This is a genomic window from Enterococcus sp. DIV2371, from assembly GCF_050498525.1.
Taxonomy (GTDB): domain Bacteria; phylum Bacillota; class Bacilli; order Lactobacillales; family Enterococcaceae; genus Enterococcus_B; species Enterococcus_B mangumiae.
On the sequence record NZ_JBIPAJ010000001.1, the window covers coordinates 2,923,271 to 2,948,448 of the forward strand.

The 25,178-nt window shown below is 39.6% G+C and carries 22 protein-coding genes; 9 read left to right on the forward strand and 13 right to left on the reverse strand.

Translation table 11 applies throughout. The features are described 5' to 3' along the window. Positions 1-14: 14 nt before the first annotated feature. A complete protein-coding gene (locus tag IGL24_RS13755) occupies positions 15-986 on the reverse strand; it encodes an ABC transporter permease (protein WP_206853819.1) in 972 nt (323 codons plus the stop codon). A 285-nt stretch (positions 987-1,271) separates the two neighbouring features. On the opposite strand from IGL24_RS13755, the gene IGL24_RS13760 reads away from it, so the two are divergent. Further along, entirely contained in the window at positions 1,272-2,144 is an 873-nt protein-coding gene (locus IGL24_RS13760) for a carbohydrate ABC transporter permease (RefSeq protein WP_207699294.1), read from the forward strand. A gap of 135 nt (positions 2,145-2,279) precedes the next feature. Here the strand turns inward: IGL24_RS13760 and IGL24_RS13765 are convergent, their stop codons facing one another. Further along, on the reverse strand, positions 2,280-4,469 hold the full coding sequence (locus IGL24_RS13765) for a helix-turn-helix domain-containing protein (RefSeq protein WP_206853824.1): 2,190 nt from the start codon (positions 4,467-4,469) through the stop codon (positions 2,280-2,282). A gap of 370 nt (positions 4,470-4,839) precedes the next feature. Between IGL24_RS13765 and IGL24_RS13770 the strand changes: the two genes are divergently transcribed. The 4 genes from IGL24_RS13770 to IGL24_RS13785 are packed head-to-tail and all read left to right on the forward strand — an operon-like array spanning position 4,840 to position 9,907. Then, positions 4,840-6,252 (forward strand): tagaturonate reductase, encoded by a 1,413-nt coding sequence (locus IGL24_RS13770; RefSeq protein ID WP_207699296.1) that lies wholly within the window; start codon positions 4,840-4,842, stop codon positions 6,250-6,252. 5 nt (positions 6,253-6,257) lie between these two features. After that, the gene (locus tag IGL24_RS13775) at positions 6,258-7,763 is read left to right on the forward strand and encodes a UxaA family hydrolase (protein ID WP_207699297.1); all 1,506 of its coding nucleotides are present in this window, start codon (positions 6,258-6,260) and stop codon (positions 7,761-7,763) included. A 45-nt stretch (positions 7,764-7,808) separates the two neighbouring features. Further along, a complete protein-coding gene (gene uxaC / locus IGL24_RS13780; protein WP_207699298.1) occupies positions 7,809-9,212 on the forward strand; it encodes a glucuronate isomerase in 1,404 nt (467 codons plus the stop codon). Between the two features lie 2 nt (positions 9,213-9,214). Further along, positions 9,215-9,907 carry a rhamnogalacturonan acetylesterase gene (locus IGL24_RS13785; protein ID WP_207699299.1) on the forward strand — a complete coding sequence of 231 codons (693 nt, stop codon included), beginning with the start codon at positions 9,215-9,217 and terminating at the stop codon, positions 9,905-9,907. A 165-nt stretch (positions 9,908-10,072) separates the two neighbouring features. On the opposite strand, the gene IGL24_RS13790 is transcribed toward IGL24_RS13785, so the two are convergent. The 5 genes from IGL24_RS13790 to IGL24_RS13810 all read right to left on the reverse strand — a co-directional run bounded on the left by IGL24_RS13790 (position 10,073) and on the right by IGL24_RS13810 (position 14,159). Continuing rightward, complete coding sequence (locus IGL24_RS13790; RefSeq protein ID WP_207699300.1) at positions 10,073-10,423, reverse strand: type II toxin-antitoxin system PemK/MazF family toxin; 351 nt, start codon at positions 10,421-10,423, stop codon at positions 10,073-10,075. 51 nt (positions 10,424-10,474) lie between these two features. Continuing rightward, complete coding sequence (locus IGL24_RS13795; RefSeq protein WP_242699679.1) at positions 10,475-10,633, reverse strand: hypothetical protein; 159 nt, start codon at positions 10,631-10,633, stop codon at positions 10,475-10,477. Positions 10,634-10,870: 237 nt separating this feature from the next. Then, positions 10,871-11,401, reverse strand: a complete 531-nt coding sequence (locus tag IGL24_RS13800; protein WP_207699301.1) for a hypothetical protein — start codon at positions 11,399-11,401, stop codon at positions 10,871-10,873. 174 nt (positions 11,402-11,575) lie between these two features. Continuing rightward, positions 11,576-11,917: a YlbF family regulator gene (locus IGL24_RS13805; RefSeq protein ID WP_206853845.1), complete on the reverse strand. Its 342-nt coding sequence runs from the start codon at positions 11,915-11,917 to the stop codon at positions 11,576-11,578. A 67-nt stretch (positions 11,918-11,984) separates the two neighbouring features. Further along, positions 11,985-14,159: a PBP1A family penicillin-binding protein gene (locus IGL24_RS13810; RefSeq protein ID WP_206853847.1), complete on the reverse strand. Its 2,175-nt coding sequence runs from the start codon at positions 14,157-14,159 to the stop codon at positions 11,985-11,987. Between the two features lie 210 nt (positions 14,160-14,369). On the opposite strand from IGL24_RS13810, the gene IGL24_RS13815 reads away from it, so the two are divergent. After that, entirely contained in the window at positions 14,370-15,224 is an 855-nt protein-coding gene (locus tag IGL24_RS13815; RefSeq protein WP_207699302.1) for an RluA family pseudouridine synthase, read from the forward strand. A gap of 161 nt (positions 15,225-15,385) precedes the next feature. Continuing rightward, entirely contained in the window at positions 15,386-15,847 is a 462-nt protein-coding gene (locus tag IGL24_RS13820) for a GyrI-like domain-containing protein (protein WP_207699303.1), read from the forward strand. Between the two features lie 42 nt (positions 15,848-15,889). Here the strand turns inward: IGL24_RS13820 and IGL24_RS13825 are convergent, their stop codons facing one another. The 5 genes from IGL24_RS13825 to IGL24_RS13845 form a co-directional block, all read right to left on the reverse strand. Further along, entirely contained in the window at positions 15,890-16,159 is a 270-nt protein-coding gene (locus IGL24_RS13825; protein WP_207699304.1) for a type II toxin-antitoxin system RelE family toxin, read from the reverse strand. Beyond that, the gene (relB, locus tag IGL24_RS13830; RefSeq protein WP_019723047.1) at positions 16,149-16,382 is read right to left on the reverse strand and encodes a type II toxin-antitoxin system RelB family antitoxin; all 234 of its coding nucleotides are present in this window, start codon (positions 16,380-16,382) and stop codon (positions 16,149-16,151) included. The genes IGL24_RS13825 and relB overlap by 11 nt, the downstream gene beginning before the upstream one ends. Before the next feature lie 185 nt (positions 16,383-16,567). After that, positions 16,568-17,440: an ROK family protein gene (locus IGL24_RS13835; protein ID WP_207699305.1), complete on the reverse strand. Its 873-nt coding sequence runs from the start codon at positions 17,438-17,440 to the stop codon at positions 16,568-16,570. A gap of 3 nt (positions 17,441-17,443) precedes the next feature. Further along, positions 17,444-20,122, reverse strand: a complete 2,679-nt coding sequence (locus IGL24_RS13840; RefSeq protein ID WP_207699306.1) for a glycoside hydrolase family 38 C-terminal domain-containing protein — start codon at positions 20,120-20,122, stop codon at positions 17,444-17,446. Positions 20,123-20,135: 13 nt separating this feature from the next. Next, the gene (locus IGL24_RS13845) at positions 20,136-21,425 is read right to left on the reverse strand and encodes a glycoside hydrolase family 125 protein (RefSeq protein WP_429968498.1); all 1,290 of its coding nucleotides are present in this window, start codon (positions 21,423-21,425) and stop codon (positions 20,136-20,138) included. Between the two features lie 151 nt (positions 21,426-21,576). On the opposite strand from IGL24_RS13845, the gene IGL24_RS13850 reads away from it, so the two are divergent. Both IGL24_RS13850 and IGL24_RS13855 read left to right on the forward strand, forming a co-directional pair. Next, positions 21,577-22,641: a GntR family transcriptional regulator gene (locus IGL24_RS13850; RefSeq protein WP_207699307.1), complete on the forward strand. Its 1,065-nt coding sequence runs from the start codon at positions 21,577-21,579 to the stop codon at positions 22,639-22,641. Continuing rightward, positions 22,622-24,775 carry a GH92 family glycosyl hydrolase gene (locus IGL24_RS13855; RefSeq protein WP_207699308.1) on the forward strand — a complete coding sequence of 718 codons (2,154 nt, stop codon included), beginning with the start codon at positions 22,622-22,624 and terminating at the stop codon, positions 24,773-24,775. Before IGL24_RS13850 ends, IGL24_RS13855 begins: the two co-directional genes overlap by 20 nt. Before the next feature lie 256 nt (positions 24,776-25,031). Here the strand turns inward: IGL24_RS13855 and IGL24_RS13860 are convergent, their stop codons facing one another. Next, positions 25,032-25,136, reverse strand: coding sequence for a putative holin-like toxin (locus IGL24_RS13860; RefSeq protein WP_339093295.1), 105 nt, complete (start codon positions 25,134-25,136; stop codon positions 25,032-25,034). Between the last annotated feature and the right edge of the window lie 42 nt (positions 25,137-25,178).

Consider the following 25,178-nt stretch of genomic DNA (forward strand, 5'->3'; position numbering starts at 1 on the left):
CTCTTACTCCTTTTCTAGTACACACCATCTTCACCTAGTTTTTTTGCAAGCTTGTTCGCAAGCACGACCATAAACAAGCCTACTACTCCTTTGAATAAGCCCATTGAGGTACTGAAACTCAATTGTCCGTTTTTCAATCCAGCAGTATAGATATACGTATCAAAAATTTCTGCTACACTACGGTTCAATGAATTGAGGAGTAAATACATATGTTCAAATCCTAAATCAAGTGTTTGTCCAATCTTCAAAATCAGTAAAGTGATGATCACTGGACGGATCGCCGGCAATGTCACATGCCATGTTTTACGTAAACGTCCTGCCCCATCCATTTCAGCTGCTTCATATAGTTGCGTATCTACTGCGGTGATCGCAGAAAGATAAATGATCGTCGACCAACCTAGTTCTTTCCAAATCACCTGTCCGATATAGACTGTTCGTGTCCAATCAGGAGAAGTCAAAAAACTGATTTTGTCTAGTCCGATACTTGCTAAAAATTCATTGATGACTCCGCCATCCACATTTAAAAAGACATAGGTGATCGATACGATGATGACCCAAGACATAAAATGCGGGATATAAATGATCGTTTGGATACTATTCTTGAATCGCTTGTTCGTTACTTCATTCAGTAAAAGCGAAAGAATGATCGGCATCGGGAAGAAGACAAAAATATTCAGACCAAACAAAATCAATGTATTTCTCAATAGCATAAAAAATGTTGGCTCAGTAAATAAACGAATGAAGTGTTTGAAGCCAACCCACGGACTGCCAAGGATCCCTAGGTAAGGTTGATAATCTTGAAAGGCAATCACTAAACCTCCCATAGGTAGATATCTGAAAACAATGAAATAAAGGATTCCCGGGAGAATCATCAAGTACAAAAATTTATTCGTTTTGATTCCAGCAAGCGTCTTTTTTCTTCTTTTTGTTCGTTCTTCCTTTTTTGATAGAGTAAATGAACCTAACTCTTTTTTTACACTTTCCATAAGCCCTCCTTGATAAACGTTGTGTGACTTTAATCGCTATCCACAGCATAAATGAATGAAAGCGATTCCGTATATAATCATTTTCACTGACATAGGCAATTACTTATCATCACTTATTTCAACGCTTACTGGCATCATTTGTCCGATTTTTAATGAAATGGCTTTTACATCTTTTGTAAACCGCCCGATCGATACTCCCTAAAAAATGATTATGTACGTAATTTCAGGCAGATGATAGATTGGAGGTACAAAAATACTTATGTTTTGAAGGAGGGTTCTCTCTAAATGAAAAAAAAAGTTTCGCTTGGAGAAAAAAGCTTTACGATTTTTAATTCGATTTTCCTACTATTATTAGCTTTGATCTGTATCGTACCGTTTTTGAATATCATCGCCACCTCATTTGCCTCTACTCAAGAAGTCGTCGCAAAAAAATTCATTCTTTTCCCTACGACGTTTTCTTTAGATGCCTATCGCTACATCTTATCTACACCAACGATTTTTCGTGCCTTGGCTGTTTCCATTGGTGTTACTGGTCTTGGAACGATCGTCAGCATGTGCGTCACTTCATTGATGGCCTATGGGTTATCACGTAAATATCTTTTTGGACGAGGATTTTTCAATTTTATGGTCGTCTTTTCTATGCTTTTCAGCGGGGGAATGATCCCAACATTCTTAGTCGTCCGTTCCTTAGGATTGATCAATTCTTATTGGTCGATGATTTTACCTGTGACTGTCAACGCCATGAATATGATCATCATGCGGAACTTTTTTCAAGCTTTAACTAATAGTTTAGAAGAATCTGCCAAAATGGATGGCTGTACGGATTTTGGGGTCTTTTTTAAAATCATGTTGCCTCTTGCTTTACCTTCGATTGCGACGATTTCACTTTTTTATGCGGTTACCTATTGGAATACCTACATGACAGCTATTTTATATATCAATGATTCCTCTAAATGGCCGATCCAAATCTTATTACGTCAAATCGTGATCGTATCGAGCGGGATGCAAGCTGAAAGTAGTGCGGTCGATATCATCCCACCTGCACAAACGATCAAAATGGCTGTCATCGTCATTGCTACGGTACCGATGTTGATTGCTTATCCATTTGTTCAAAAATACTTTGTGAAAGGAGCATTGGTCGGCTCTGTCAAAGGTTGATCCTTTCATAACTAAAGATACGCATAAAAATAATGATTCATTTACCCAGCACGATCTAAGAAAATATCTTCTCATAGATCGTGCTGTTTTTCACAATTGTTTAAGAGCGATATTCCGGTTCAAAATAGTTTAGCCTTAACGGTTTTTCTTGCGGTATTCACCAGGTGTGATGGCTTCTTTCTTTTTGAAAAAACGAATAAAGTTTTGTGAGTTGCGGTATTTGAGTCTTTCTGCAATTTCTTTCACGGATAGAGTTGTTTCCGTCAGCCATTTCTTCGCGATTTCTAAGCGATAGTTTTGAATAAAGTCGCCAAAGTTCTCGCCGGTTTCTTTTTTGAATACATTACTCAGATAGTTGGGATTATAGTGCAAGCGATCTGCTACCATGTCCAGTGACAGATCACGATCATATTCGTTATAGATGATGTGGATCATTTTTTCTGATAATGATTTAAACTCCTGTTCCGTGATTTCTTGCGACCGTTGTGTGATTGGTTGAACAAATTGAGACAGCAGCACTTGCTCAAGTTCTTGAGGATGATAGGTGTGTAACACCTTGATATAGATTTGTTTCAACTCTTCAAACTGGGTAATATTCACCCCCAGTAGTTGCCCTAACTGAACAAATTCATTGACTAACCGAATGGCGACAACTTCTCGATTCAGCTTATTCTTGTTTTGAGTGAAAATCTCACTGATCAATTCATGAAGAAGCTGACTGACTTGTTCGTCTCCTGAACGGATTGCTTCAAATAAACGATTTTGTTTTTCCATCGGGTATTTGATCAATGTTTTTTCTTGCTGTTCTGAGATGATTTCATGGTAGAACACGATTGAATTTGGTCCAGTATTTACTCGATGATACAAGGCTTCTTTTGCTTGATCAACGGACTGTTTGCTTTCATTCAACGTAGTAAAACAATCACTGATCCCAATACTGACAGTCAATTTAAGATACTCTTGGATCATTTTTTGAATCTGACGACAATGAGCCATTACTTTTTTGTTTGCAAATGCTTCATCCTTGGGACTCCGATAAATCGTTGCTTGCATTTCTTCATTCAGTACAATAGGAATCATTCGTTCTTCTTTAGGAACGATCTCAGCAATCATTTGGTTGATTGCCAACAGCAATAGATCTCGTTCTCCCCCATGGCTATCTTCTAAAAAATCAATTTGAACGAGTGCTGTATAGTAACATTCGTTTTGCGAGTCGTAGTTGAACTGCTGTAACCGTTGATCCAATTCCCGCTTTTCTACGCGGTTTCTAAAAAGACTCAAGACAAATAATGTTTCTAATTGAGGTTTCTGAGTAATCAAGTTCGCGCTTAATAGTTCATTTTCACCGATCACTTGACTCACGGACTGAACGACATTCTCTAGTTTTTTCCCTGATAACCCTTCCGAATGGAGATTCAGCCGGTCTTGAATCTGACTGATCGGGCGGACATACCTTTCAGAAAAGATATAGGATAAGCCCCCGACTAAAATAATCAAAGTAAAGGATACAGTCGCTAATCCGATTTGCAGATTTTGGACAGTCGTTCTGATAGTTGCAGGATCGATCTCTAATTGATACTGCCATTGATTGTAATCAGATTGAAGCAAGATAAAATTTCGGCCGTTTCTTTGGATCACTACAGGTATATTCGCTTCCATATTTTTAGTCGTTATCCGCCCTTCTCCTGATGATTCAGTATCAGTAAAAAGAATTTCTTCGCCGTAATAAATCGTTAAACGATCGTCATTGTTTCGTTCAATGATCCGCTGTAGCGCCTGATGATCGATTGAAGCAAATCCTAACGCATACTTCTCAGTGACAGCTTTAGGCAATGCAACGACCATTTCGATCCCTTCAGTTTGCTTTGTCCAAAAAACTTGTTTCTCATGATCCACATACTGTTCTTTTAATTCAGTTACTTTTTGAGGTTCAAGTTGGTTCAATGAGCCATTCACGACACCCCATCCGCCTTTTAGGCTGACTAACTTAAACGCATTCTCCTCCATAGCGATCGTTTCAATAAAATTAAGTTCTTTTCGTACTTCGGAATAAATGGCGTAGTCGGTATGATTCAAGGGAGATTGAAATATTTCGGAGAAGTTTTTCGTGGAGCCATACGTGGCAAAAGAGTACTCGATCGTTCGAAACTTCCATTCTACATTGGTTTTGATTTGTTTTAATAGATTTTGTTTATCTAGTAAATAGTTCTCTTCAATCGATTCATACGTGTTGGTATAGATAAACAAGCTAAAGCCAATGACTAGTACCACACCGATAATAAAAATCGGTAAAAACATTTGATAAAACAACATTTTATTCTTCACGAAACTTTCTCTCCTCTCTAAATTAAAAGGCTTACATTTTGTGTAAAATTGATTATCTTCTAAAGCAATGAGTATCTTTACTCTTTCAGATTAACATACTACTATTTAAAAACATAAGTTTTTTAAATAGGATGAAACCTAATAAAATCAAGCCATATTGACTTGGATTTATATTCATATTACGATGAATGCGCTGACAAGTATTTGTCTAGATAGTAAAAAATAGAAATAGCATGAGTTATAAATAAAAAACATCTAAGCAGCGCAAAAGAGGATTATAACTGATATAAAATAACGAAAATATGAAAAATCTTATTTAATTTTGAGATTTTCATTATAAAATTTTGTCTCACAGAAAGGAAATCACTCGATGGAAAGATTAACGAAAAAACAGTTCCCTAAAAATCAAGCTGCAATCACTTGTCTACAATTTGGTGAAGGAAATTTCATGAGAGGATTCGTGGATTGGCAGCTTCAACAGCTAAATAATCAAGGACTCTATCAGGGAAATGTTGCAATCGTCCAACCACTGGCTCACGGATTAAGCGAAAAACTAGCCGAGCAAGACCAGCTTTATACAGTTTTACTCCAAGGATTAGTGGATGGGCAAGTCATTGACACAACCGAACCGATCACGGTTATTGAGCGGACGATCAATCCCTATGAACAGTGGCAAGAATTCCTCGCATTAGCAGAAATCGATGAATTAGCCTTTGTTTTTTCTAATACGACAGAAGCTGGCATTACTTATCACGATGCCGATGCACACATCGATACGCCTCCAACAAGCTTTCCCGCAAAATTGACCGCCTTCTTGTATCATCGATTCAAAATGAATAAAAAGGGATTAACGATCATCCCCTGCGAATTGATCGATCGCAATGCGGAGCTTTTAAAAAAATTTGTCTTACAGTATGCGCAAAGTTGGGAACTTGAAACGGGATTTGTCGATTGGTTACATCAAGAAAATCATTTTTATTGCAGCTTAGTGGATCGGATCGTTCCTGGATTTCCAAAAGATGACATCAATGAACTGCACCAACGATTGGGTTATGACGATCAGCTGTTAGTCAAAGCTGAACCGTTTATGCTATGGGTGATTGAAGCACCAGAAGAATTGAATGAGCGCTTACCATTGAAAAAAGCAGGATTGAATGTTGTCTTGACTGATGATTTGACGCCTTATCGTGAGCGGAAAGTCCATCTTCTCAACGGTCCTCATACTGCAATGGTTCCACTCGGACTACTGGCGGGTGTCACAACGGTTGAAGAAGTGATGAAAGATCCTCTTTTATCTTCTTCTATCGACACATTAGTGACTCACGAATTGATCCCAATGCTGCAATTACCTGAAGAAGAATTATTGGCATACGCTAGACAAATCAATGAGCGTTTCTTAAATCCGTTTGCCAATCATCAATTACAGTCGATTGCTTTGAATAGCGTTGCCAAATTCCAAACACGCTTACTGCCTATTCTAAAAAAATACATCGAGAAAAAAGAAGATCTCCCTCCTTATTTAACTGTCTCATTGGCTGCTTTGATGTTACTTTATCGTTCCGATCATACAAACATCCAAGTAAACGATGAGCCAGAAGTACTCGCTCGTTTTACTGAAGCTTGGGCTGACCCACAGACTGCTGTTCTTCATCTATTAAAAAATCCAAGTCTTTGGGGTGAAGATCTATCCGTGCTCCCTAATTTAACAGAGGCAGTTTCATCTTATGTAACTCAGATTGATCAAAAAGGCATTCGTAATGTTTTACAAGAATTGAAAGGATGAAAAAAATGACTGATGTAGATTTCTCCACTAGAATCATCCAATTGCATCCACAGGATAGCGTGGTCGTGGCTACTACCACGATTCCAACGAATACAACACTTTATTTCAATGATGTTCACCTAACTACCTTTGAAGAAATTCCCTTAGGCCACAAGATCGCTTTGACCGATTTGAAGGCCGGGGCTGATGTTATCAAGTATGGCTATCCAATCGGCCACCTCGTGACGGATGTCAAAGCAGGTCAATGGATACATACGCACAATATCAAAACGAATCTTTCTGGTGAGGAAAGTTACCACTACCAACCTAAATCTCGCCCAATCGTTTATCCACAAGAAAATCGAACCTTTCAAGGCTATCTTCGTGAGAATGGAAAAGCCGGGATTCGCAATGATCTATTTATCGTTCCAACTGTTGGCTGTGTGAATGGAATCGCTGAATTGATCATCCAAGAATTTAAAAAACGACATGCCGAGGACAATCCTTTCGATCATCTCACGATTTTAAAACATCCTTATGGTTGTTCCCAACTCGGTAAGGACCATGAGAATACGAAAAAGATTTTAGCTGATGCGATAAATCATCCGAATGCTGGAGGTGTGCTTGTATTTGGATTGGGTTGTGAGAATAATACGATACAAGAATTAAAGGCTAGTTTAAACAAATATAACGAACAGCGAGTAAAATTCCTAACCGCCCAAGATGTCACGGATGAAATCGCACACGGCGTATCTTTACTTGAAGAATTAGCAGAAATCGCACTTAGAGATTACCGTGTTCCTGTTCCTTTGGATAAACTCACGATCGGTTTGAAATGCGGAGGTTCGGATGGGTTATCAGGGATTACTGCCAATCCGTTGTTAGGTGCTTTTTCTGACTATTTGATTTCACAAGGCGGCAGCACGATTTTGACGGAAGTTCCTGAAATGTTTGGTGCCGAACAAGTACTGATGGCACGCGCTGAAAATCAAGAAGTTTTTGGAACGATCGTTCGTTTGATCAATGATTTCAAGCAATATTTTCTCTCTTATAATGAACCAGTCTATGAAAATCCTTCTCCTGGAAATAAAGCAGGCGGCATCTCGACCTTAGAAGATAAGTCGCTCGGCTGTACCCAAAAGGCAGGAAATTCAACGGTAGTCGATGTGTTAGCCTACGGTGAAAAAGTACGCAAAACTGGACTAAGTTTACTGGAGGCACCAGGCAACGATCTTGTCGCCGCTTCTGCATTAGCTTCTGCTGATTGTCAACTTGTCTTATTTACTACAGGCAGAGGTACCCCGTTCGGTTCTTACGTTCCCACACTGAAAGTCTCTACCAATACGCCTTTGTTCGAGCGAAAACAACATTGGATGGACTTCGATGCTGGCGATTTATTGACCCAACCAATGTCAGAGATCTTGCCTTTGTTTATTGATAAAATCATCCGTGTTGCCAGCGGCGAAGAAACAAAAAATGAAGCCAATGATGTGCGAGAGCTAGCGATTTTTAAAAATGGTGTCACACTCTGATTTTTCCAATCCTTACCTATTCTGAATTTGAAAGAAGTGAATCGAATGTTTTTATCTGATGATTTTTTATTAACCAATCAATGGGCAAAAAAACTATACCATTCATATGCAAAAAAAATGCCGATCATCGACTACCACTGTCATTTATCGCCAAAAGAAATTTACGAAAACAAAGCTTTTACCAATTTGACCGAAGCTTGGTTGAGTGGCGATCATTACAAATGGCGCTTGATGCGAGCGTGCGGCGTTCCTGAAGAAAAAATCACTGGTCACGCCTCCGATTACGAAAAATTCTATGCCTGGTGCCAAACAGTGCCAAAAATCATCGGCAATCCTTTATATACTTGGACACACCTTGAACTGAAACGTTTCTTCCAAATCGATCTACTGATCAACGAAGAAAATGCCCTTAAAATCTGGGAACAGGCAAATAAACGCTTAACTGAACCAGCGTTTCGTCGAAGAGAGATTGCAAAGAATGCGAACGTGACCGTCATTTGTACAACAGATGATCCGATCGATGAATTGGTCTATCATCAATTACTGGCAAAAGAAGAGCCTGATCTCAAAGTATTACCAGCGTTTCGCCCCGATGCTGCCCTGAATCTCACTCGCGATACATTTTCTGAGTGGGTCGCAAACTTAGCTTGCGTAGTTGGACAACCAATCGCTGATTACAGTTCTTTGATCCGCGCATTAAGTCAACGGATCGACTATTTTCATCAGCATGGCTGTCGACTATCAGATCATGGCTTAGATCGCCTGTCCTATCACCCCGCTTCTGAAAAAGAACTTGAACAGATTTTCCAGAAAGCATTATTACATGAAGCACTGACACAAACGGAAATTGATGCTTATCGAAGCGAAACACTCAATCGGCTGATTGCTCTGTATCATGCACGTGGTTGGACCATGCAGTTGCATCTGCATGCGTATCGCAACTGTAATACCCAAGCCTTCACACGTTTAGGACCAGATACTGGTTATGACGGGATCAACGACCAACCACTAACCAGTCACTTGCAGCGACTACTCGATCACGCCGATAAAACCGATCAATTGCCTAAAACAATTCTTTACTCGCTCAATCCAAATGACTATCCCTTACTTCTTGCGTTGATGGGTAGCTTTCAAAAGGAAACGGCTGGCAAACTTCAACTCGGTTCTGGTTGGTGGTATAACGACACCCGAGCAGGCATGCGTGAGCAGATGACACAACTTGCTGATGGCGGTGTTTTAGGCAATTTCGTCGGTATGTTGACGGATTCTCGTAGCTTTCTTTCTTATACACGTCATGAATATTTCCGCAGGGTCCTCTGTGAATTGATCGGTGAAATCGTTGAACGAGGCGAAGCACCCGAAGACGTCAATCTTTTAGGAACCTTGGTAGAAGATATTTGTTATACAAATGCACAACACTATTTCGGTTTTTTTGAGAAGGAAGCGTGACGATGCGAACGATCCATATTGCAGGAGATTCCACTGCTTCGATCAAAGACATGAGTGCTCGACCGGAAACCGGTTGGGGAGAAGCCTTTGGTAACTTCTTCCAACCAGCGATTCAGATAAACAATCATGCAAAAAATGGGCGTAGTTCAAAATCATTCATTGAAGAAGGACGATTAGCTCGCTTAAAAAAAGAATTTCAAACGGGGGATTTTTTGCTGATCCAGTTTGGCCACAACGACCAAAAAATCACTGAAGCAAAAGGAACAGAACCATTTGGTAGTTACCTAGATGCCCTTTCTACTTATGCCCAGACAGCCTTAGCTTCACATGTACAGCCGATCTTCTTGACTCCTGTCACAAGACGCCTTTACTTAAAAAACGGACAATTAGATCCGAACTGCTTAGGCGAATACCCACAAGCAATGAAACGATTCGCACAAAAAAATAATTATCCGATCCTGGATGTTTTTACTCGTTCACAAACTACGCTTCAGCAGTATACGCAAGAAGAAGCAAAATCATTTTACTTGCATTTATCACCCGGTAGGCATGAAAATTATCCCTCTGGTCTTTGCGACAACACGCATTTCAGTCCAGAAGGTGCTGCTTTAGTGGCTCAACTTGTTGTTGAACTACTAAAAGAAATTGATCTTCCATTAGTGCAGTATCTAGATGTCCCCCATAAAATGAAATAGATAGTCAGAAGTTCCTTATTTCCTATGGTTTATTCGGTTTTAAGATGACAAGAGAATACCACAGAAACAAACCGCCGTATCTTTCGATTTAGATACGGCGGTTTATTCCTTGTCCATTTAATTGTTAAAACATTAGATATGTAGATCTTATCGTAATCTGTATCATCATAATTGAAAATTAAAATTCATCAAAAAATGTTGCGCAACATTAATAAGGTCTCTTTGCGAGATTTTCCCTAACACTTCAATCTTTCTCCCACCTTGTTCCGAATAATCTAATGTATAAACTTGTTTCGTATTCACTCGACTTCCGTGTGTTAATTTTTCATGCTTAATGTCAACGAAATAAGGTCTATTTTTATTAATACTCATGATTGAGCAGACAATAATCAAATTAGAGCTATAGCTATATTCATCTCTACTAATCACAATTGCAGGCCTACGCTTAGTTATCTCACTTCCCCTTGAAGATTCAAAATCAATAAGTATGATTGTTCCTTGTTCAATATTATTCATCAAACAACCCATTCTCAGCACTAAAGTTAGTTGCTATTTCATCTTCTTCATCTACAAATTCATTATTTTGTGCCCCATTGAAATAATCGTCAATTTTATACCATCTTCTTCTTTACTTATGTAATAAACTTTGCCTGCAGGTACCCCATATTTACTAGCCAACGTTACCATTACAGCGTTCCCCTGTTTTCTTGTTTTAACTGTATCCATATTGATCCCTCCATCCTTTTACCAATCATAAAACGTAATTACTGTAATTACTAGATAATTAGCCAATTTTGTGGATATTATTTCTTATAAAAGTAAGCGATCTCTTTAAGCACTTAAAGTAACTATTGTAGCTAAATCATAACAACAAAAAACCTAAAGTACGTAACTCACTTTAGGTTTTTGCTTTGTTTTAACCAAAATGTAAAATTCATTCATAAAAATAAATCCTCAACACGATCAAAGTGCTTGCGTGCGATCGTTATTCTTTCGTTCTTGCACTATCGCTGGTTTTCTTCCCGTGATCGCCGAACTAACGCCCTCTTTTAATTTTTCAAACATAAAAACATCTTGATTTTCTGCTTGTGGGCTTTTATGGATTTCTTGAAAGATCATTCGTTGGTCTTTCACCGTATAACGTGCATATTCGTGGATATAGCGATGTGTGATCATCAATGAAAGAATAGCAAGAGGGCTGTGATTCTTTTGTCTTTCAGTTAATCGCTGATAAATGACCCGATCCAGTTTCTCTGCCCAGATCAAACAATTTTGATAATGCTCGAAATGCGCTTCTGTAGATACCCACCGGAAGTGTTTGTCGTAGGCCCATGAATCCTCAACTAGTTGGTTTTTCATTTTTTTGAGTATATGTAATAATTCTTTTGTCCGTTTATGTAGAATAAATTGATTGAAAATGGCTAAATCAAAAGGTTTCGTAATATTCAATTCTTTGATAGGTGCGGTGATTTCGATCGTCATTTTTTTTCGCATAGATTCACATCCTTTCAATTGCTTATTGGTGTATTTCTGCAACTTAATGATAACAAAGGATGTCCCTTGCCTTCCCATCACTTTTTCCTATCAAAGAAAAAAATGGCTTTTCACAAAAAAAACTGGCATGAAATCATTAGGAGATTCCATGCCAGAGATTTATTTTACTGATTCTTATTCGCTGTACAAGTCACGTACTGGTGTCATGATGATACGGTTCAAATCATTGATGATCGTGCTGAATCCTTGTTCTTTTTGCATCAAGTCGTTGATGACTTCTTCTGATTGGATTTTCATTGCCATTTCTTGTGCTTTGGCAGCATCTTCATCGCTGAATTCTTGTCCGCTCATTTGTTTTTCTTGTAATTCGATTTGCATTGCTTGGAAATCTTTGAATAGTTGATGTGCTTCCTCATTCGCTTTTACTTTTGCATAAGCTTCTTCTAGCTCTTTGAATTCTTTTAATTCACGAATCTCACGTTCGATTTGATTTGCACTATCATAAATGTTTGACATACGACGGCCTCTTTTCTTCTATTTATTAATCTCTATTGTAACATGGGGCGATTTGTTTTCAAAGTGCCTACTCTCCTTGGAATCGACGCCATAGATCTCTCGTGGCATCGCCAATTCCTTGTACGCCGTCTCTTAACATATCGCCAAAGTTTCTTAGTCCTTCTTTTGCCTGTTCCCCGTAGCGATCTAAATTGTCTTGCCAGTTGCTATTGTTCTCTTCGTTCGATTGTGAGTCATCTGGCACTTGATCTGCTGGAACGACTTGGCCACCTGTCGCATAAGCATCTGCCACATTGAAGCGTGTTTGATCGGTATAAGGCAAGATACCTTCTGCTGCCGATTTGAAGACTTTCCCTACCACATTACCACTTGTCCCTTCTAAGTAATGAAGTTCACTCGCTTCTTCAAAGCCTAACCACGTAGAGATAACGACATCTGGAGTGTACCCAACGATCCATTGGTCATTGGCTTTTGTTGCATCGAAATTGGTTTCCGTCGTTCCTGTTTTCCCAGCAACTGTATAACCATAAGGATTCGCTGCCACACCAGTTCCATGAGAGAACGTACCTAGTAACATGCTGGTCATTTGGTCAGCCGTTTCTTGGGAAATCACTTGTTTCGGTTTACTATTCGTATTATCAACGATGACTGCTCCAGTTGAATCAACGATTTTAGTAATCAAATGTGGGGTATACATCTTTCCGTTATTGGCGAATGAACCGTATGCGCCCGCCATTGTCATTGGCGAAACCCCATTTTCTAATCCACCTAACGCCAAGCCGTAATACTTATCTGAATCAGCTAAAGGCAAGCCAAATTCTTTTGTTTTATCAAACCCTTTTTGAAGTCCGATCTCATGAAGCAACCACACAGCTGGTAAATTCAAACTTTGGGCTACAGCTTGATACATCGGCACTTCCCCTTGGTAGGTCCCATCAAAGTTGTGTGCATCATAATAAGATTGTGGTTTGTCTTCAAGAATACTTGACGGTGTATAGCCAGCTTCTAACGCAGGCGCAAACACGCTGAGCGGTTTGATCGATGAACCTGGTGAACGTTTCATCTGCGTCGCAAAGTTAAATCCTCTAAAGACGTGCTCTCCACGTCGGCCAACAAGTGCTGCGACTCCGCCTGTTTTCGGATCAAGTGCAACTGAACCTGATTGGACCATGGCACCATCCGCTGCATTTGGTGGGAATAACGCATCGTTTTGATAAGTTGCTTCTAATTGTTGCTGATAGTTCTGATTCAATGAGGTATAGATCTTATACCCTTTGTTCATGACATCCGCTTCATCTAAACCATATACACTGACGGCTTCATCGATTACCGCATCGAAATAGTAAGGATAACGATAACCAGATTCCGAATCCGTATACGTATCATTCAAATAGTGCGTGATATCCGTTTGGGACTCAGCAGTTGCTTGTTCCTCACTGATTTTACCATTTTCTGCCATTACGCTTAGCACCGTATTTTTCCGATTATTGGCATTTTCTGGATGATCGATCGGATTATAGATGCCGGGACCTTTCAACATGCCAGCTAATGTCGCAGCTTCAGACAGCGTGACATTGTTGGCATCCACTCCGAAATATCGTCTGGATGCATCTTGCACGCCCCAAACCCCATTACCAAAATAGGCATTATTCAGATACATCGTTAAGATTTCTTCTTTGCTGTACTTCTTCTCGATTTCAATCGCTAGAAACAGTTCTTTCGCTTTTCGGTCAAACGTTTGATCCAACGTAAGATACGCATTTTTGGCTAACTGCTGGGTAATGGTACTACCACCTCCTCCGCCTGTACCGCCCGATGTGATCATTCTTACCGCTGCTCTGGCAATCCCTTTGATATCAAAACCCGGATGCTGATAAAAATTCCGGTCTTCAGTCGAGAGGACCGCATCTTGAATCAGCGGAGAAATCGCATCTAACTCCACATAAGATCCTTTTTGCGCATACAAGGTTCCCGCTTCTTCGTTGTTTTTATCATAGATCACGGTTGACTGACTCAAACCAGATTTCAGTGTTTCAACATTCGCTTGTTTTGCTAATACAAATAGATAAATACTCGTGATCAATACAACGATCAAACCAATCAGTAAAATCAGTTTATTGATATGATATTTCTTCCATACTCGCTTTCGCCAACGATGGAATTGTCCAAGATAAGGCTTGATCCATCGCCAAAAACTGACAAGCGCAGTTTTGATTCTTCCTAGAATGCTCTGAAAATCCATTCACTTCTTCTCCTGTCTCTTGATCTCATTCTTCTTATTTTAACATAACTAAGCATGCGTTACGTCCTGCTTGAGATGTAGGTGTACGCGTTAATTTATTCATAGTGAGGATAGTTTAGCATATGAAATGACAGGTTTTTTCCATTTTTTTCTTAAATATGTGTTAAAAATGATACAATGAACCTGAATCTTAACGAAAGGAGTGAGCTTGTGGAAATCACGATCACTTTGCCTGAATCGCATCAACCGATGACGATTCGAGAGTTATTAGAAAACGAATGGCTCGTCCCGCGAAAAGTCCGACATTTTCTGCGTACACGTAAAAATGTCTGGCTCAATGGTGAACCTGCCTTGTTCCATTATGAAGCGGCCGCCGGTGATCAAATCACCTTGCTTTTTGAAGAAACAGATTACAGTTATCAACCCGTACAATTAGGAAATCCACAAATCATCAATGTCTTATATGAAGATGAACATCTCATCATCGTGGACAAACCTGTTGGCATGAAAACACATCCTAATGAACCGACAGAAACAGCGACTTTATTGAACCATCTAGCAGCTTACTTGGCTCAAAAAGAACAACGACCGTATGTCGTCCATCGCTTGGACAAAGAAACAAGTGGTGCTGTTCTATTCGCTAAAAATCCTTTTATTTTGCCTATTTTAGGTAGAATGTTAGAACAAAAAAAAATCTATCGGCGTTACCAAGCCATTGTATGGGGGAAACTTTCTAAAGATGTCACGATCACAGACAAAATCGGCAGAGATCGCCATGATCGTCGCAAACGAGTGGTCGATCCAAGAAATGGCCAGTCGGCGATCACACACGTCAAAGCCGCCGAAGTTTCGGCAGATAAAACAAAGGTCTATTGTGTCTTGGATACAGGGCGAACCCACCAAATCCGTGTGCATTTAGCAAATCAAGGCCACCCCATTGTTGGTGACCCGCTCTATCAAATGAAGTCAGCAAAACGTTTGATGCTCCATGCGTTGGAACTCCATATGACCCATCCGTTTACGCAGGAGAAAATCATTGCAAAGGCATTACCAGGGTTATGGTAAATATTTGAATTTAGCCATAAAAAAACTGACATTTGGTAACTTAATCTGTTACTAAATATCAGTTTTTTTACTACCTTTGTCAAAAACATGAATTGATAGTAAGCGCATACATGCTAAACTTACTTTGTATCCATATAAAAAACATCAAGGAGATGATTCATATGAATATTGAAGTAAGTACTCTTTCACCTCAAATTGCCGTGGCAACCAAAGCGACTGGTGTTACCATGGAGAACATGACCGCTGCAATAGATACAGGCTATGAAAAATTGATGCAAGCCGTTAGCGAACAAGGTGCCCAATTGATTGGTGCGCCCTATTGCGCTTACCTGAATAGCAATGAAGACTTTACCGTTTTTGATATCGAATTAGGGATTCCTGTCAACACTGCAATTTCTGCAAATGATGAAGTTTATATGAGCCAAACGTACGATGGAAAAGCAGTTATCTCCACACATCAAGGTTCTTACGCTACACTTGAGTCAGCTTACGAGGCTTTGATGGTTTATCTGCAAGAAAATCAATTGGAGAGTACTGGCGTTTATTATGATTACTATCTAAGTAATCCGCTAGACACACCGGAAGACCAATTATTGACACAAGTTGTTTTTCCAATCAATTAAGTTCGGATTCATGTTGCTCCAAACTAGTCTCATTTGCAACGATTATTTCTTGTAAATAATGCTTCTATGACCAATAGCAAATATTTCAATTATAATTTCAGAGTCAATTATATTTGCTAGTATGCGATAATTCCCAATGCGGTACCGCCACTCACCACCTCGATTTCCCGTCAATCCTTTACCGTGTTGTCGAGGGGTGCTGGTTCCTTCCAAATTTTTTCTAATCCAAGCAACGATTATTCTTGCCTGATTTCGATTCATCTTTCTTAACTGCTTCTGCGCTTGAGGCATATAGATAACTTTATACTTCATCTAGCAACTTCTCCATGTCAGACTGAGAAATCCCCTTCTCTTTTTTCTTTTTAGAAAGTGCCATTGCATCTTTTAATAATTTTAAATCAATCTCATCTTCGATTTTATCAAGAACTGACGTCCTGTAAAGTTCCGTCAATGATGAGTTATGTGCTTTAGCATATTCTGCTACTAGTTCTTTTTCATCATCTGGAATTCTAAATGTAATTGTGGATTGTCCCATAATCTATCCCTCCGCTCTAATTTGTAACAACATCGTACTAAAAATACATCTTTTTGTCAATACAACGTTAGTACGTGATATAGAGAATAAAAAAGAACGGCTACCAATAATGACAGTCGTTCTCTATACCTATTTTTATTCAAGTTTCCATCTAAAAATTAAAAGTCGCTATTTTCTTCTTAGATTTATGCAAATTCGTTTCCTTCTCGATGCGCCTTTTCCGCCAACAGTAAGCTTCCGATAATCCCACTTTCATTTGGCATGCCCCATTGAACGATATACTCATCTACTGGTGGCGTTTCCATATAACCTGCCATCAATGTCGTAAATTGTTCTCTCACTTTTTGCAGTAGGTGTGCTTGATTCATGACACCTCCGCCTAAAATGATTTTTTCTGGAGCGATCGTCAAGGAATAATTGACTAATGCTTGTGCAAGATAATAAGCTTGGATATCCCAGACTGGATGATCTTCCGGTAGATCTTGCCCTTTGATTCCTGTACGTGCTTCAATTGATGGGCCAGCAGCTAATCCTTCTAAACAATCTTTATGGAAAGGACAAGTCCCTTCATAATCATCTTCTGGGTGACGTTTGACCATGATATGCCCCATTTCTGGATGCGCACTGCCAGAAAGAATGTCGCTATTCAACACGACACCGCCGCCAATGCCTGTGCCGACAGTCAAGTAGATACAGCTATTTTTCCCTTGCGCTGCCCCTTTCAACAGTTCGCCATATGCCGCAGCATTGACGTCGGTCGTCCATGCCAAAGGAACGTCGTATCGTTGTTTGATACTTCCCAAGAAATCAAAATCTCGCCATCCTTGCTTAGGTGTAGCCAAGACGTACCCATAGCGTTCGTTGGTTGGATCAATACCGATTGGGCCAAAGGAACCGATTCCAATTGCTTCTAACTCAAACTGATCAAAAAATTCAAACACACGTGCCAAGGTTTCTTCCGGCATCGTCGTTGGCACACTGATTTTTTCAATGATCTCTCCTTGATCTGATACCGCACAGATAAATTTTGTTCCGCCTGCTTCTATTCCGCCATACATCAATTATTCCTCCTCAAAGCCGATTGTTCGAATCTCGTAAGGTCGCAACATCGAGTCAATCGTCTCCTGACATTCTTCTTCAAGGAGATTCAACAGTTTGCCTTTACTGTCATTTTTTGTTAACTGTAACGATTCTAAATGACTAGACATATTGAACCCTCTCGTTACTAGTTTATCATTAAGTTTACTTCGTTTCAAAGTAGTAATTGCAAACGTTTCCCCTTTTATTGATAAATATTGTTTTTTTGATGGTAATTTACCGACTTGATTCGGCAGTTGTTTTGTTGAAAACGGAATTTGTGCGGCATAAGCATGTTTGTATGTGGCAAATTTATCTTCTCCTGCATGGACTTCTAAACTGTAATCAAATTGATGAACACCTAAACACTGTGCTTCCGGTGTTGGGAAATACCCCCAGTCACCCATCTCGCCGACACAACGCAGTAAGGTCACTGCGATCGTTTTTCCATCCACGATTTCATATTCATTCAAACCAAAGTTACCGATCGTCAACCCTTGCTGTTCATCCCCTAATTGAACAAAGGCATGCTGATGTTGCGGATTGGTTGGATTTTCCCAATTGGCAGATACTTGGTTTGGTCGAGTTACAACTTCAAAAATACTATCCGCTTCGTGTTGTTCCACCTGTAACTTCGTTGGAAACAGGACACGTAAGCGATGATCTTTCATCTGGTTGTCAATGACGGTCGTAAAATCGATTTTTTTACTCTGCGCACGTAGCGTAATCAGCGTAGTGATTACCAACGGCTTTGTTTCTTTTGAACGTTGAGCTTTTCTAAAGCGGAACTCTCGTACCATTTGTTGCTCTTTTTCTAATCTGTCATCTGCCGAAACAGGGATGTCGATCGTTACAGTTACTTTGACTTGAGCAATTTCAGATGTATCTTTGATGATTTCAACAGTGCTTTGTTGATTTTTTGAAAGAATTGCTTTTTCTCCTTCAGGTTGCTTGAAGATATATTCATTCCCGATATCTCCTACATCTTCAAATAGCAACAGCTCTTCAAACGTTTGTCCGGTCGTTTTATCCAACAAGGTCAATGTGCCATTTTCTTCAATGGTTAGATGTACTTGTTGATTTTCTAAACTCCGTCCTGCTTGAGCAATCATCGATTCCTGTTTTTCTTCACTAGCTCCTTCAACTAAAGTAAATGTTTCCCAAGAAAAAGCAGGCATGTCATGAATGGGCAGTTCGATCGTGACGCTTTTTTTCATATACGGTACTCTAAAACGGTCCTTTGGTAAGTCATAGCCAAATGAAACAACTTCTTCAGAAATCAAAGCTGGTATTTGTTTTTTATCTGCCGTTGCCACATGATAGTACTTTTTAGGTTGTTCCGCTAGTTCTTGATATAACTCTTCTGGAATCCCTTCAGCAAATCGTTTTCGCTCCAACTCTAAAGTGATCTCTGCAGACCCTGTTTTAGGCATTCCACCGGTATTGAACACGACAAAAGGATAACTTTCCTTTGAAAAAGTACTGGTATCGATAGCTGTCGCTAATTGTTCCAACGCTTCTTGTGTTAAATATTTCCCTACTTCATTCGCTTTTTCAAAACGAGGGATCATTTCACGATGGACGGAATCAACTGAACATCCGCAAATACTATCATGAGGGTGATTTTGCATCAGTGTTTTCCAGGCATAATCTAATTGATCGTGTGGATAGTTTCCTGTGACTTCATACGCCATCGCCGCTAAAGGTTCTGTGACATTTTCAAGTTGACGTTGCACTTTTGTGTTCCATTGTTTTAGATAAACTCTTGCAGAAGCTGTATTCGCTAACGTGTACCAGCCATCAGTTTCTTGACTGGTTAATTCACCTTCGACCGCACCAAGTTCCTGCGGGACATCTTCTTGTACAGCTTTGAGATAGTCCGTAAAGTTCGAATGGATAAATTCATAATCGGGGTATAAGTCATTTGCTAATCGGATTGCTTTTGATATATCTTTTTGTACAGGTTGGTGGTCCACACCATTCATCATCAATAAATGATCCGTAGATGCATATTGTTCTGCATCTGCTAACTTCTGATCCCAAAAACGAATGGCCGCTTCTTTTTCGGCAGGAATCTCATTGCCATTGCTATACCAGTTAGCAAACAATAATCCAAAAATCTCCGATTGATCGGGTCCTTTCCACCACATTTCAGAATATTGCGAGGAATAATTTTCGGCTTCTAGTACTTGGTTATCAAAGCCAATCGGTTTCACGCCACGACCAAATGCAGCTGCTTCCAAGCCTACTTGTTTCATCATTTGCGGTGTCTGTCCCATGTTACCGAACGTATCTGGGAAATAACCTAACATGACAGGCGTCCCCCATTTACGACTTTCTTCCATACCGATTAGCATATTTCGAACATTTGATTCTGAACTGATCAAAAAGTCATCTTGCAAGATATAGAAAGGGCCGATACGCAATTTTCCAGCGTCAATGGCTTTTTGGATGGCTCCCTGTTTTTCTGGGCGCACTTGTAGATAGTCGTCTAAAATGATGGTTTGCCCATCTAAATGAAAACTGTTGAAGTCTGGATCTGTTTCGAATAGCTCTAGTAAATCATCCATTAATTCCACTAGTCGCATATGGTGCTGTTCATACGCCATGTACCATTCACGATCCCAATGACTATGAGAAATGATATAAACTTTTTTCTTCACGCTGCTCTCCTCCTTATTTTTCCACTCGGATATCAAAGTAATCCATCACTAATTCGCAAAACATCATATTTGCCCATGAGAACCACTCTCTTGTATAACTTTCAGGATCATTGACATCAAATCCTTCGTGCATCAAATGTGTGCCAGCATCTGTGGCGACTAACAGATCAAGAATCCGCTCTTTTTCTCGTTTATCTTCTGTCGTCATCCCTTCCATCGCTAAAGCGATCGGCCAAACATAATTTTCTGGTGTATGAGAAGAGCCGATTCCTTTTGCATATTGCCCTTCATAGTAATATGGATTTTCTTTACTTAGCAAAGTTTCACGTGTGTGCAAATATCTTTCCTCTGTTGGTGGACAGTAGCCGAGATACGGTGCTGCGATCAAATTAGGTACATTACTGTCGTCCATCAACGATGCGTTTCCTAAGCCATCGACCTCATACGCATAAATTGCTTCTCCACGACTATTCTTGGTCAAACCATGCGTATCAATACCTTGTTTGATTTCTTGTTTTAAGTGATTAGCCGCGGAAACAATTTCTGCCTCCGCTAAAATAGAAGAAAAGATTTCTTCAATATAACCTAGTACGACTACCGCAAACATATTCGATGGGACAAGATAGCCAAACTGACAAGCATCATCGCTTGGACGAAATCCTGACCACGTCATACCGGTTGGTGCGATCGCACTTCCTCGCCCTTCATTGACTAACGTATCTTCTTTTCTTGTCGCGTCGCGCATAAAGGTATATGGTGATTGCTCATGATTTTGTTCCACCTTGAAAACATGCAAGATTTTTTTGACGCCTTCCACAAAAGAGGAATCAAACTGATCCACTCGACCAGTATTCTTATAAAGTAAATAAGCAAGTTGGACAGGGTAACATAAAGAATCGATTTCATATTTTCTTTCCCAAATCCAGTCGTTCATTTCTGTATGATCCGTTTGATGTCCTGCGCCATTTGCTTCTTCATTGAAAGCATTCGCGTAAGGATCGATATTGATATAATAAAATTGTTTTTTCACTAGTCCGCTGATCATATCTGCTAAGTCAGTATCTTCTTTTGCAAGGACTAAGTAAGGACGAACTTGGGCGGTTGAATCTCTCAACCACATGGCAGGGATATCGCCAGTCAAAAGAAATGTCGTTCCGTCTTCTTGTCTTTTCACAGTAGTCAGCAACGTATTTGCAAATGCAGCCGAAAAATTCTCTGCCCAATCAGCATGCGCCTCACCACATTTTTCAATGATCGTGTCCATAAATTGTTCTACTGATTTTGGTATACTTTTATAAGCCATATTTATTCTCTCCTCTATCAAAATGATATATCATAAGAATTATAACCTTTTGAACAACGATTGTCTACGCTTTCATAAAAAGTTTTATCTATTTACTTTTCTTTGTTTTATGCTATGATTTAATCATGATATATCATTAAGAGGTGTAATTATGGAGCAGCCATTATATAAAACAATTTTTCTAGCGTTAGAAAAAGCGATCAACGAGGGGACTTTACCTGTCGACAGTCAAGTCCCTACCGAAAAAGAATTATCTGAGCAATACAATGTCAGTCGTATCACATCAAAGCGTGCACTGACCGAATTAGAACAATTAGGAATGATTTATCGCGTTCGTGGCAAAGGAAGTTTTGTCAAAGCACCTTCGACGAAAACCGGCGAACGTATTTCATCTTCCCAAAAACGAATTTTATTTTTATTGCCTTACTTGTCAGATCTTTCAGTAGGCGATTTTACACAAGGATTAAACCCAGTCATGCAAGACAAGCAATTTGAGGTCATGATGACTACCTTAGATTTTCTTGAAAAGAAACGAGCGGACGATATCATGCAAGAGTTCGATGGACTGATTTACTATGCCTTTCAAACCGATCAGCATCTTGATCTACTCTTTGAATTATCTTTACAAGAGTTTCCAGTTATTATTTTAGATAAGAAAATCTATGAGCTTCCTTTCCCAACCGTTCTGTCAGACAACTTCCAAGGAGGATCATTAGCAACACAACAGCTGATGAAGGAAGGACACAAGAGAATCGCCTATCTTTTTGGTGATACCACACATCCACAGTCTGTCAGACAACGTTATCTTGGCTATCTTGAAGCATTGAATCTAGGAAAATTATCTTTTCATACAACATTAAACGCGCAGGAACTCACTGAGGATATATTAGATACGTACATCCAACAACAAGTAACAGCTTTTGTCTGTGAGAATGACTTAGTTGCCATCCAAACAATGAATCAGTTAAAGAAAAAAGGCTATCAAATCCCTAATGATTTTTCCGTGATTGGTTTTGATGATATACAAGCCGCTGCCTTAGTTGATCCACCACTCACGACGGTTGCCCAAGATTTCAAACAGTTAGGCGAACTTGCCGGAAATGCTTTGATTGAATGGCTCGCAACAAAAGAATTACCGAAAGATATCAAATATCCTGTCACATTGATCCAGCGACAATCAACAAAGGAGATCAAAAATGAAGATCCAACAGATTGACACACGTCACGGTACAGCAAATCAAGGAACTTTTTCAAATGGGAACTGCCTGCCTTATACAGGCGTTCCTTTCGGTATGAATTATTTTGCACCACAGACAAACGATCAAAAAGGTAGTTGGTGGTTCCACCCGGAGGATCGCACATTTCAAGGCTATCGTTTGACCCATCAACCTAGCCCTTGGATGGGTGATTTCAGTCATTTCTTGATGACTCCGATCAGCGGAGCATTAAGCGAACCGACGATTTTTCATGCCCAAAGCTCTTATCGACCAGAGGAAAGCCTATTTTGTCCGACACATTTATCGATCAAACAATTGCGCTATGGTATCCAGTCAACATTGATACCTAGTATGTATGGCGGTATTCTCTCGCTAACTTACACTAAAAATGATAGCGGTTTATTATTGTCATTTCCTGGACGTTTCCGTCTGACTGCCAAAGATGCGTATACGCTAGAAGGACAAGTCACCCATTTTGCGGGAGCAGAAGACCCGAATTTCACTTTTTATTTTGTGTTGCGCTTCGATCAACCTTTGACAACTAGCGCACTCGATTATGCCAGCGAACAAGCCGCTGCTATTCCGATTTATTTTGGTCCTATCAAGCAACAAACGATTCGACTAGGCACGTCATTCATCAGCAACGAACAGGCACATCATAATTTGAGACAAGAACAAAATAAACAAGAAAAAGACTACCTTTTAGAGAGTCGTAAGCAATGGCAGAGCTACTTTGATCGAATCAAAATCAACCATCATGATCAAAAGCAAACGGAAACGTTCTATCACAATTTGTATCGAACATTTCTATTTCCTCAAACATTTTATGAAATCGATCAAGAAGGAAAGAAAGTTCATTATGATACTAGTAGTCGTTCGGTAAAAGAGGGAGTTCTTTATACAAATAATGGTTTCTGGGATACGTACAAAACGGTTTATCCACTTTTTTCATTGATTGCAGTGGATAAATATGAAGAGATGTTGGAAGGTTTTTTAAATAGTTATCGAGAAACTGGCTTCTTACCTAAATGGCTTTCGCCAGATGAACGAGGGCTAATGCCTGGAACGTTGATCGATGCAGTGATCGCTGACGCTGCTGTCAAAGGTATCGGCACACCGAACATGCCTGAATTTTTAGAAGCGATGAAAAAAGGAGCGACGATTCAAAGTGAAAAGCAAAATTATGGGCGTCAAGGTACCAATGATTATTTGAAATATGGCTATGTACCGAACCATTATCATGAATCGATCAACCACACCCTTGACTATGCTTATAGTGATTTTTGTATCAGTCGCGTCGCTCAAACACTAGCTGATGACGAAACGGCTCATCATTATCAGCAACAATCAAAAAACTACCTCAACGTTTTTGATCCACAAACTGGCTTTATGCGTTCAAAAGATTTATCTGGACAATTCCGACCTGATTTTTCTCCTACTTCTTGGGGAACAGACTATGCAGAAGGAAGCGCTTGGCAGAGTAGTTTTGCTGTGTTTCATGATTTTGCGGGATTGATCGAAGTACATGGCGGAAAACAAGCGTTCGAGAACAAATTAGTTGAATTATGCAATCAAGCGCCTACGTTTGAAGTCGGTGGGTACGGATTTGAAATCCATGAAATGAGTGAAATGGCAGCAACTGAATTTGGTCAACTAGCCATCTCCAACCAACCAAGTTTTCATTACCCTTATCTTTTCCATTACATTGGGAAACCTGAGATGGCACAGCCATTGATCAAACAATTATTGACACAACTTTTCGATGCCTCACCCACTGGTTATCCTGGCGATGAAGATAATGGCAGCATGGCTGCTTGGTATATCTTTAACAGTTTAGGCATGTATCCCGTCACACCCGGAACAGGTGAATATGTGATTGGTATACCATTATTTGATCAAGTGATCGTATCACTTTCAAATGGAAAACAGTTGACCATTCAAGCTACACCTAATCAACCACAACAACAGTTTGTTCATCAGGTGAGTCGAAACGGAGAAACTTATGAAAAGCTATACTTTACCCATCATGATTTATTAAAAGGAGGAACGATCAACTATCATTTAGGAATCGTACCTACTACTAAAGCTTATTCAGAGGATCGTTTGCCCTATTCTCTAAGTCGCAAAACGTGATAATAGATATTCGATGAGAAAATAGTAGAAGCAAGAAACCTTCTTCAGCAATAAGTATAGAGTATGAGCAACTTCAGTTAAACTTTATTGAATGATTGATTTCATGCATGACTCGTTGTTTACAAATGCCTCGTTAAGATGCTATACTAAAGAAAAGAAGCGATGCGTGAACATCGCTCCAATGTAGCCGTTTTGTGGTAGCATGTTTTTGAGTCAAAATAAACCCGTCAACTTGTGCTAAAAGTTTATGACGGGTTTATTTTTTATCGTTTTTGCTTATTGTCAGCATAATGCCAACAAGCGCAAGCAGCAACGATCCAAACTGGATCATCAATGCTAATGCTTCAGCAACAGACAAAATGGCTACTCCTTCCGTTGAAGTAGGAAAATGCTCATACGCATC

What these genes read in the sequence shown, in the direction of transcription:
- IGL24_RS13790 (WP_207699300.1), bottom strand. Translation starts at nt 10,423, where the DNA reads ATGAATAATATTGAACAAGGAACAATCATACTTATTGATTTTGAATCT.
- IGL24_RS13755 (WP_206853819.1), bottom strand. Translation starts at nt 986, where the DNA reads ATGGAAAGTGTAAAAAAAGAGTTAGGTTCATTTACTCTATCAAAAAAG.
- IGL24_RS13855 (WP_207699308.1), top strand. Translation starts at nt 22,622, where the DNA reads ATGAAGATCCAACAGATTGACACACGTCACGGTACAGCAAATCAAGGA.
- uxaC (WP_207699298.1), top strand. Translation starts at nt 7,809, where the DNA reads ATGTTTTTATCTGATGATTTTTTATTAACCAATCAATGGGCAAAAAAA.
- IGL24_RS13800 (WP_207699301.1), bottom strand. Translation starts at nt 11,401, where the DNA reads ATGCGAAAAAAAATGACGATCGAAATCACCGCACCTATCAAAGAATTG.
- IGL24_RS13805 (WP_206853845.1), bottom strand. Translation starts at nt 11,917, where the DNA reads ATGTCAAACATTTATGATAGTGCAAATCAAATCGAACGTGAGATTCGT.
- IGL24_RS13775 (WP_207699297.1), top strand. Translation starts at nt 6,258, where the DNA reads ATGACTGATGTAGATTTCTCCACTAGAATCATCCAATTGCATCCACAG.
- IGL24_RS13785 (WP_207699299.1), top strand. Translation starts at nt 9,215, where the DNA reads ATGCGAACGATCCATATTGCAGGAGATTCCACTGCTTCGATCAAAGAC.
- IGL24_RS13820 (WP_207699303.1), top strand. Translation starts at nt 15,386, where the DNA reads ATGAATATTGAAGTAAGTACTCTTTCACCTCAAATTGCCGTGGCAACC.
- IGL24_RS13835 (WP_207699305.1), bottom strand. Translation starts at nt 17,440, where the DNA reads ATGTATGGCGGAATAGAAGCAGGCGGAACAAAATTTATCTGTGCGGTA.
- IGL24_RS13760 (WP_207699294.1), top strand. Translation starts at nt 1,272, where the DNA reads ATGAAAAAAAAAGTTTCGCTTGGAGAAAAAAGCTTTACGATTTTTAAT.
- relB (WP_019723047.1), bottom strand. Translation starts at nt 16,382, where the DNA reads ATGGGACAATCCACAATTACATTTAGAATTCCAGATGATGAAAAAGAA.
- IGL24_RS13810 (WP_206853847.1), bottom strand. Translation starts at nt 14,159, where the DNA reads ATGGATTTTCAGAGCATTCTAGGAAGAATCAAAACTGCGCTTGTCAGT.
- IGL24_RS13770 (WP_207699296.1), top strand. Translation starts at nt 4,840, where the DNA reads ATGGAAAGATTAACGAAAAAACAGTTCCCTAAAAATCAAGCTGCAATC.
- IGL24_RS13825 (WP_207699304.1), bottom strand. Translation starts at nt 16,159, where the DNA reads ATGAAGTATAAAGTTATCTATATGCCTCAAGCGCAGAAGCAGTTAAGA.
- IGL24_RS13850 (WP_207699307.1), top strand. Translation starts at nt 21,577, where the DNA reads ATGGAGCAGCCATTATATAAAACAATTTTTCTAGCGTTAGAAAAAGCG.
- IGL24_RS13795 (WP_242699679.1), bottom strand. Translation starts at nt 10,633, where the DNA reads ATGGATACAGTTAAAACAAGAAAACAGGGGAACGCTGTAATGGTAACG.
- IGL24_RS13845 (WP_429968498.1), bottom strand. Translation starts at nt 21,425, where the DNA reads ATGGCTTATAAAAGTATACCAAAATCAGTAGAACAATTTATGGACACG.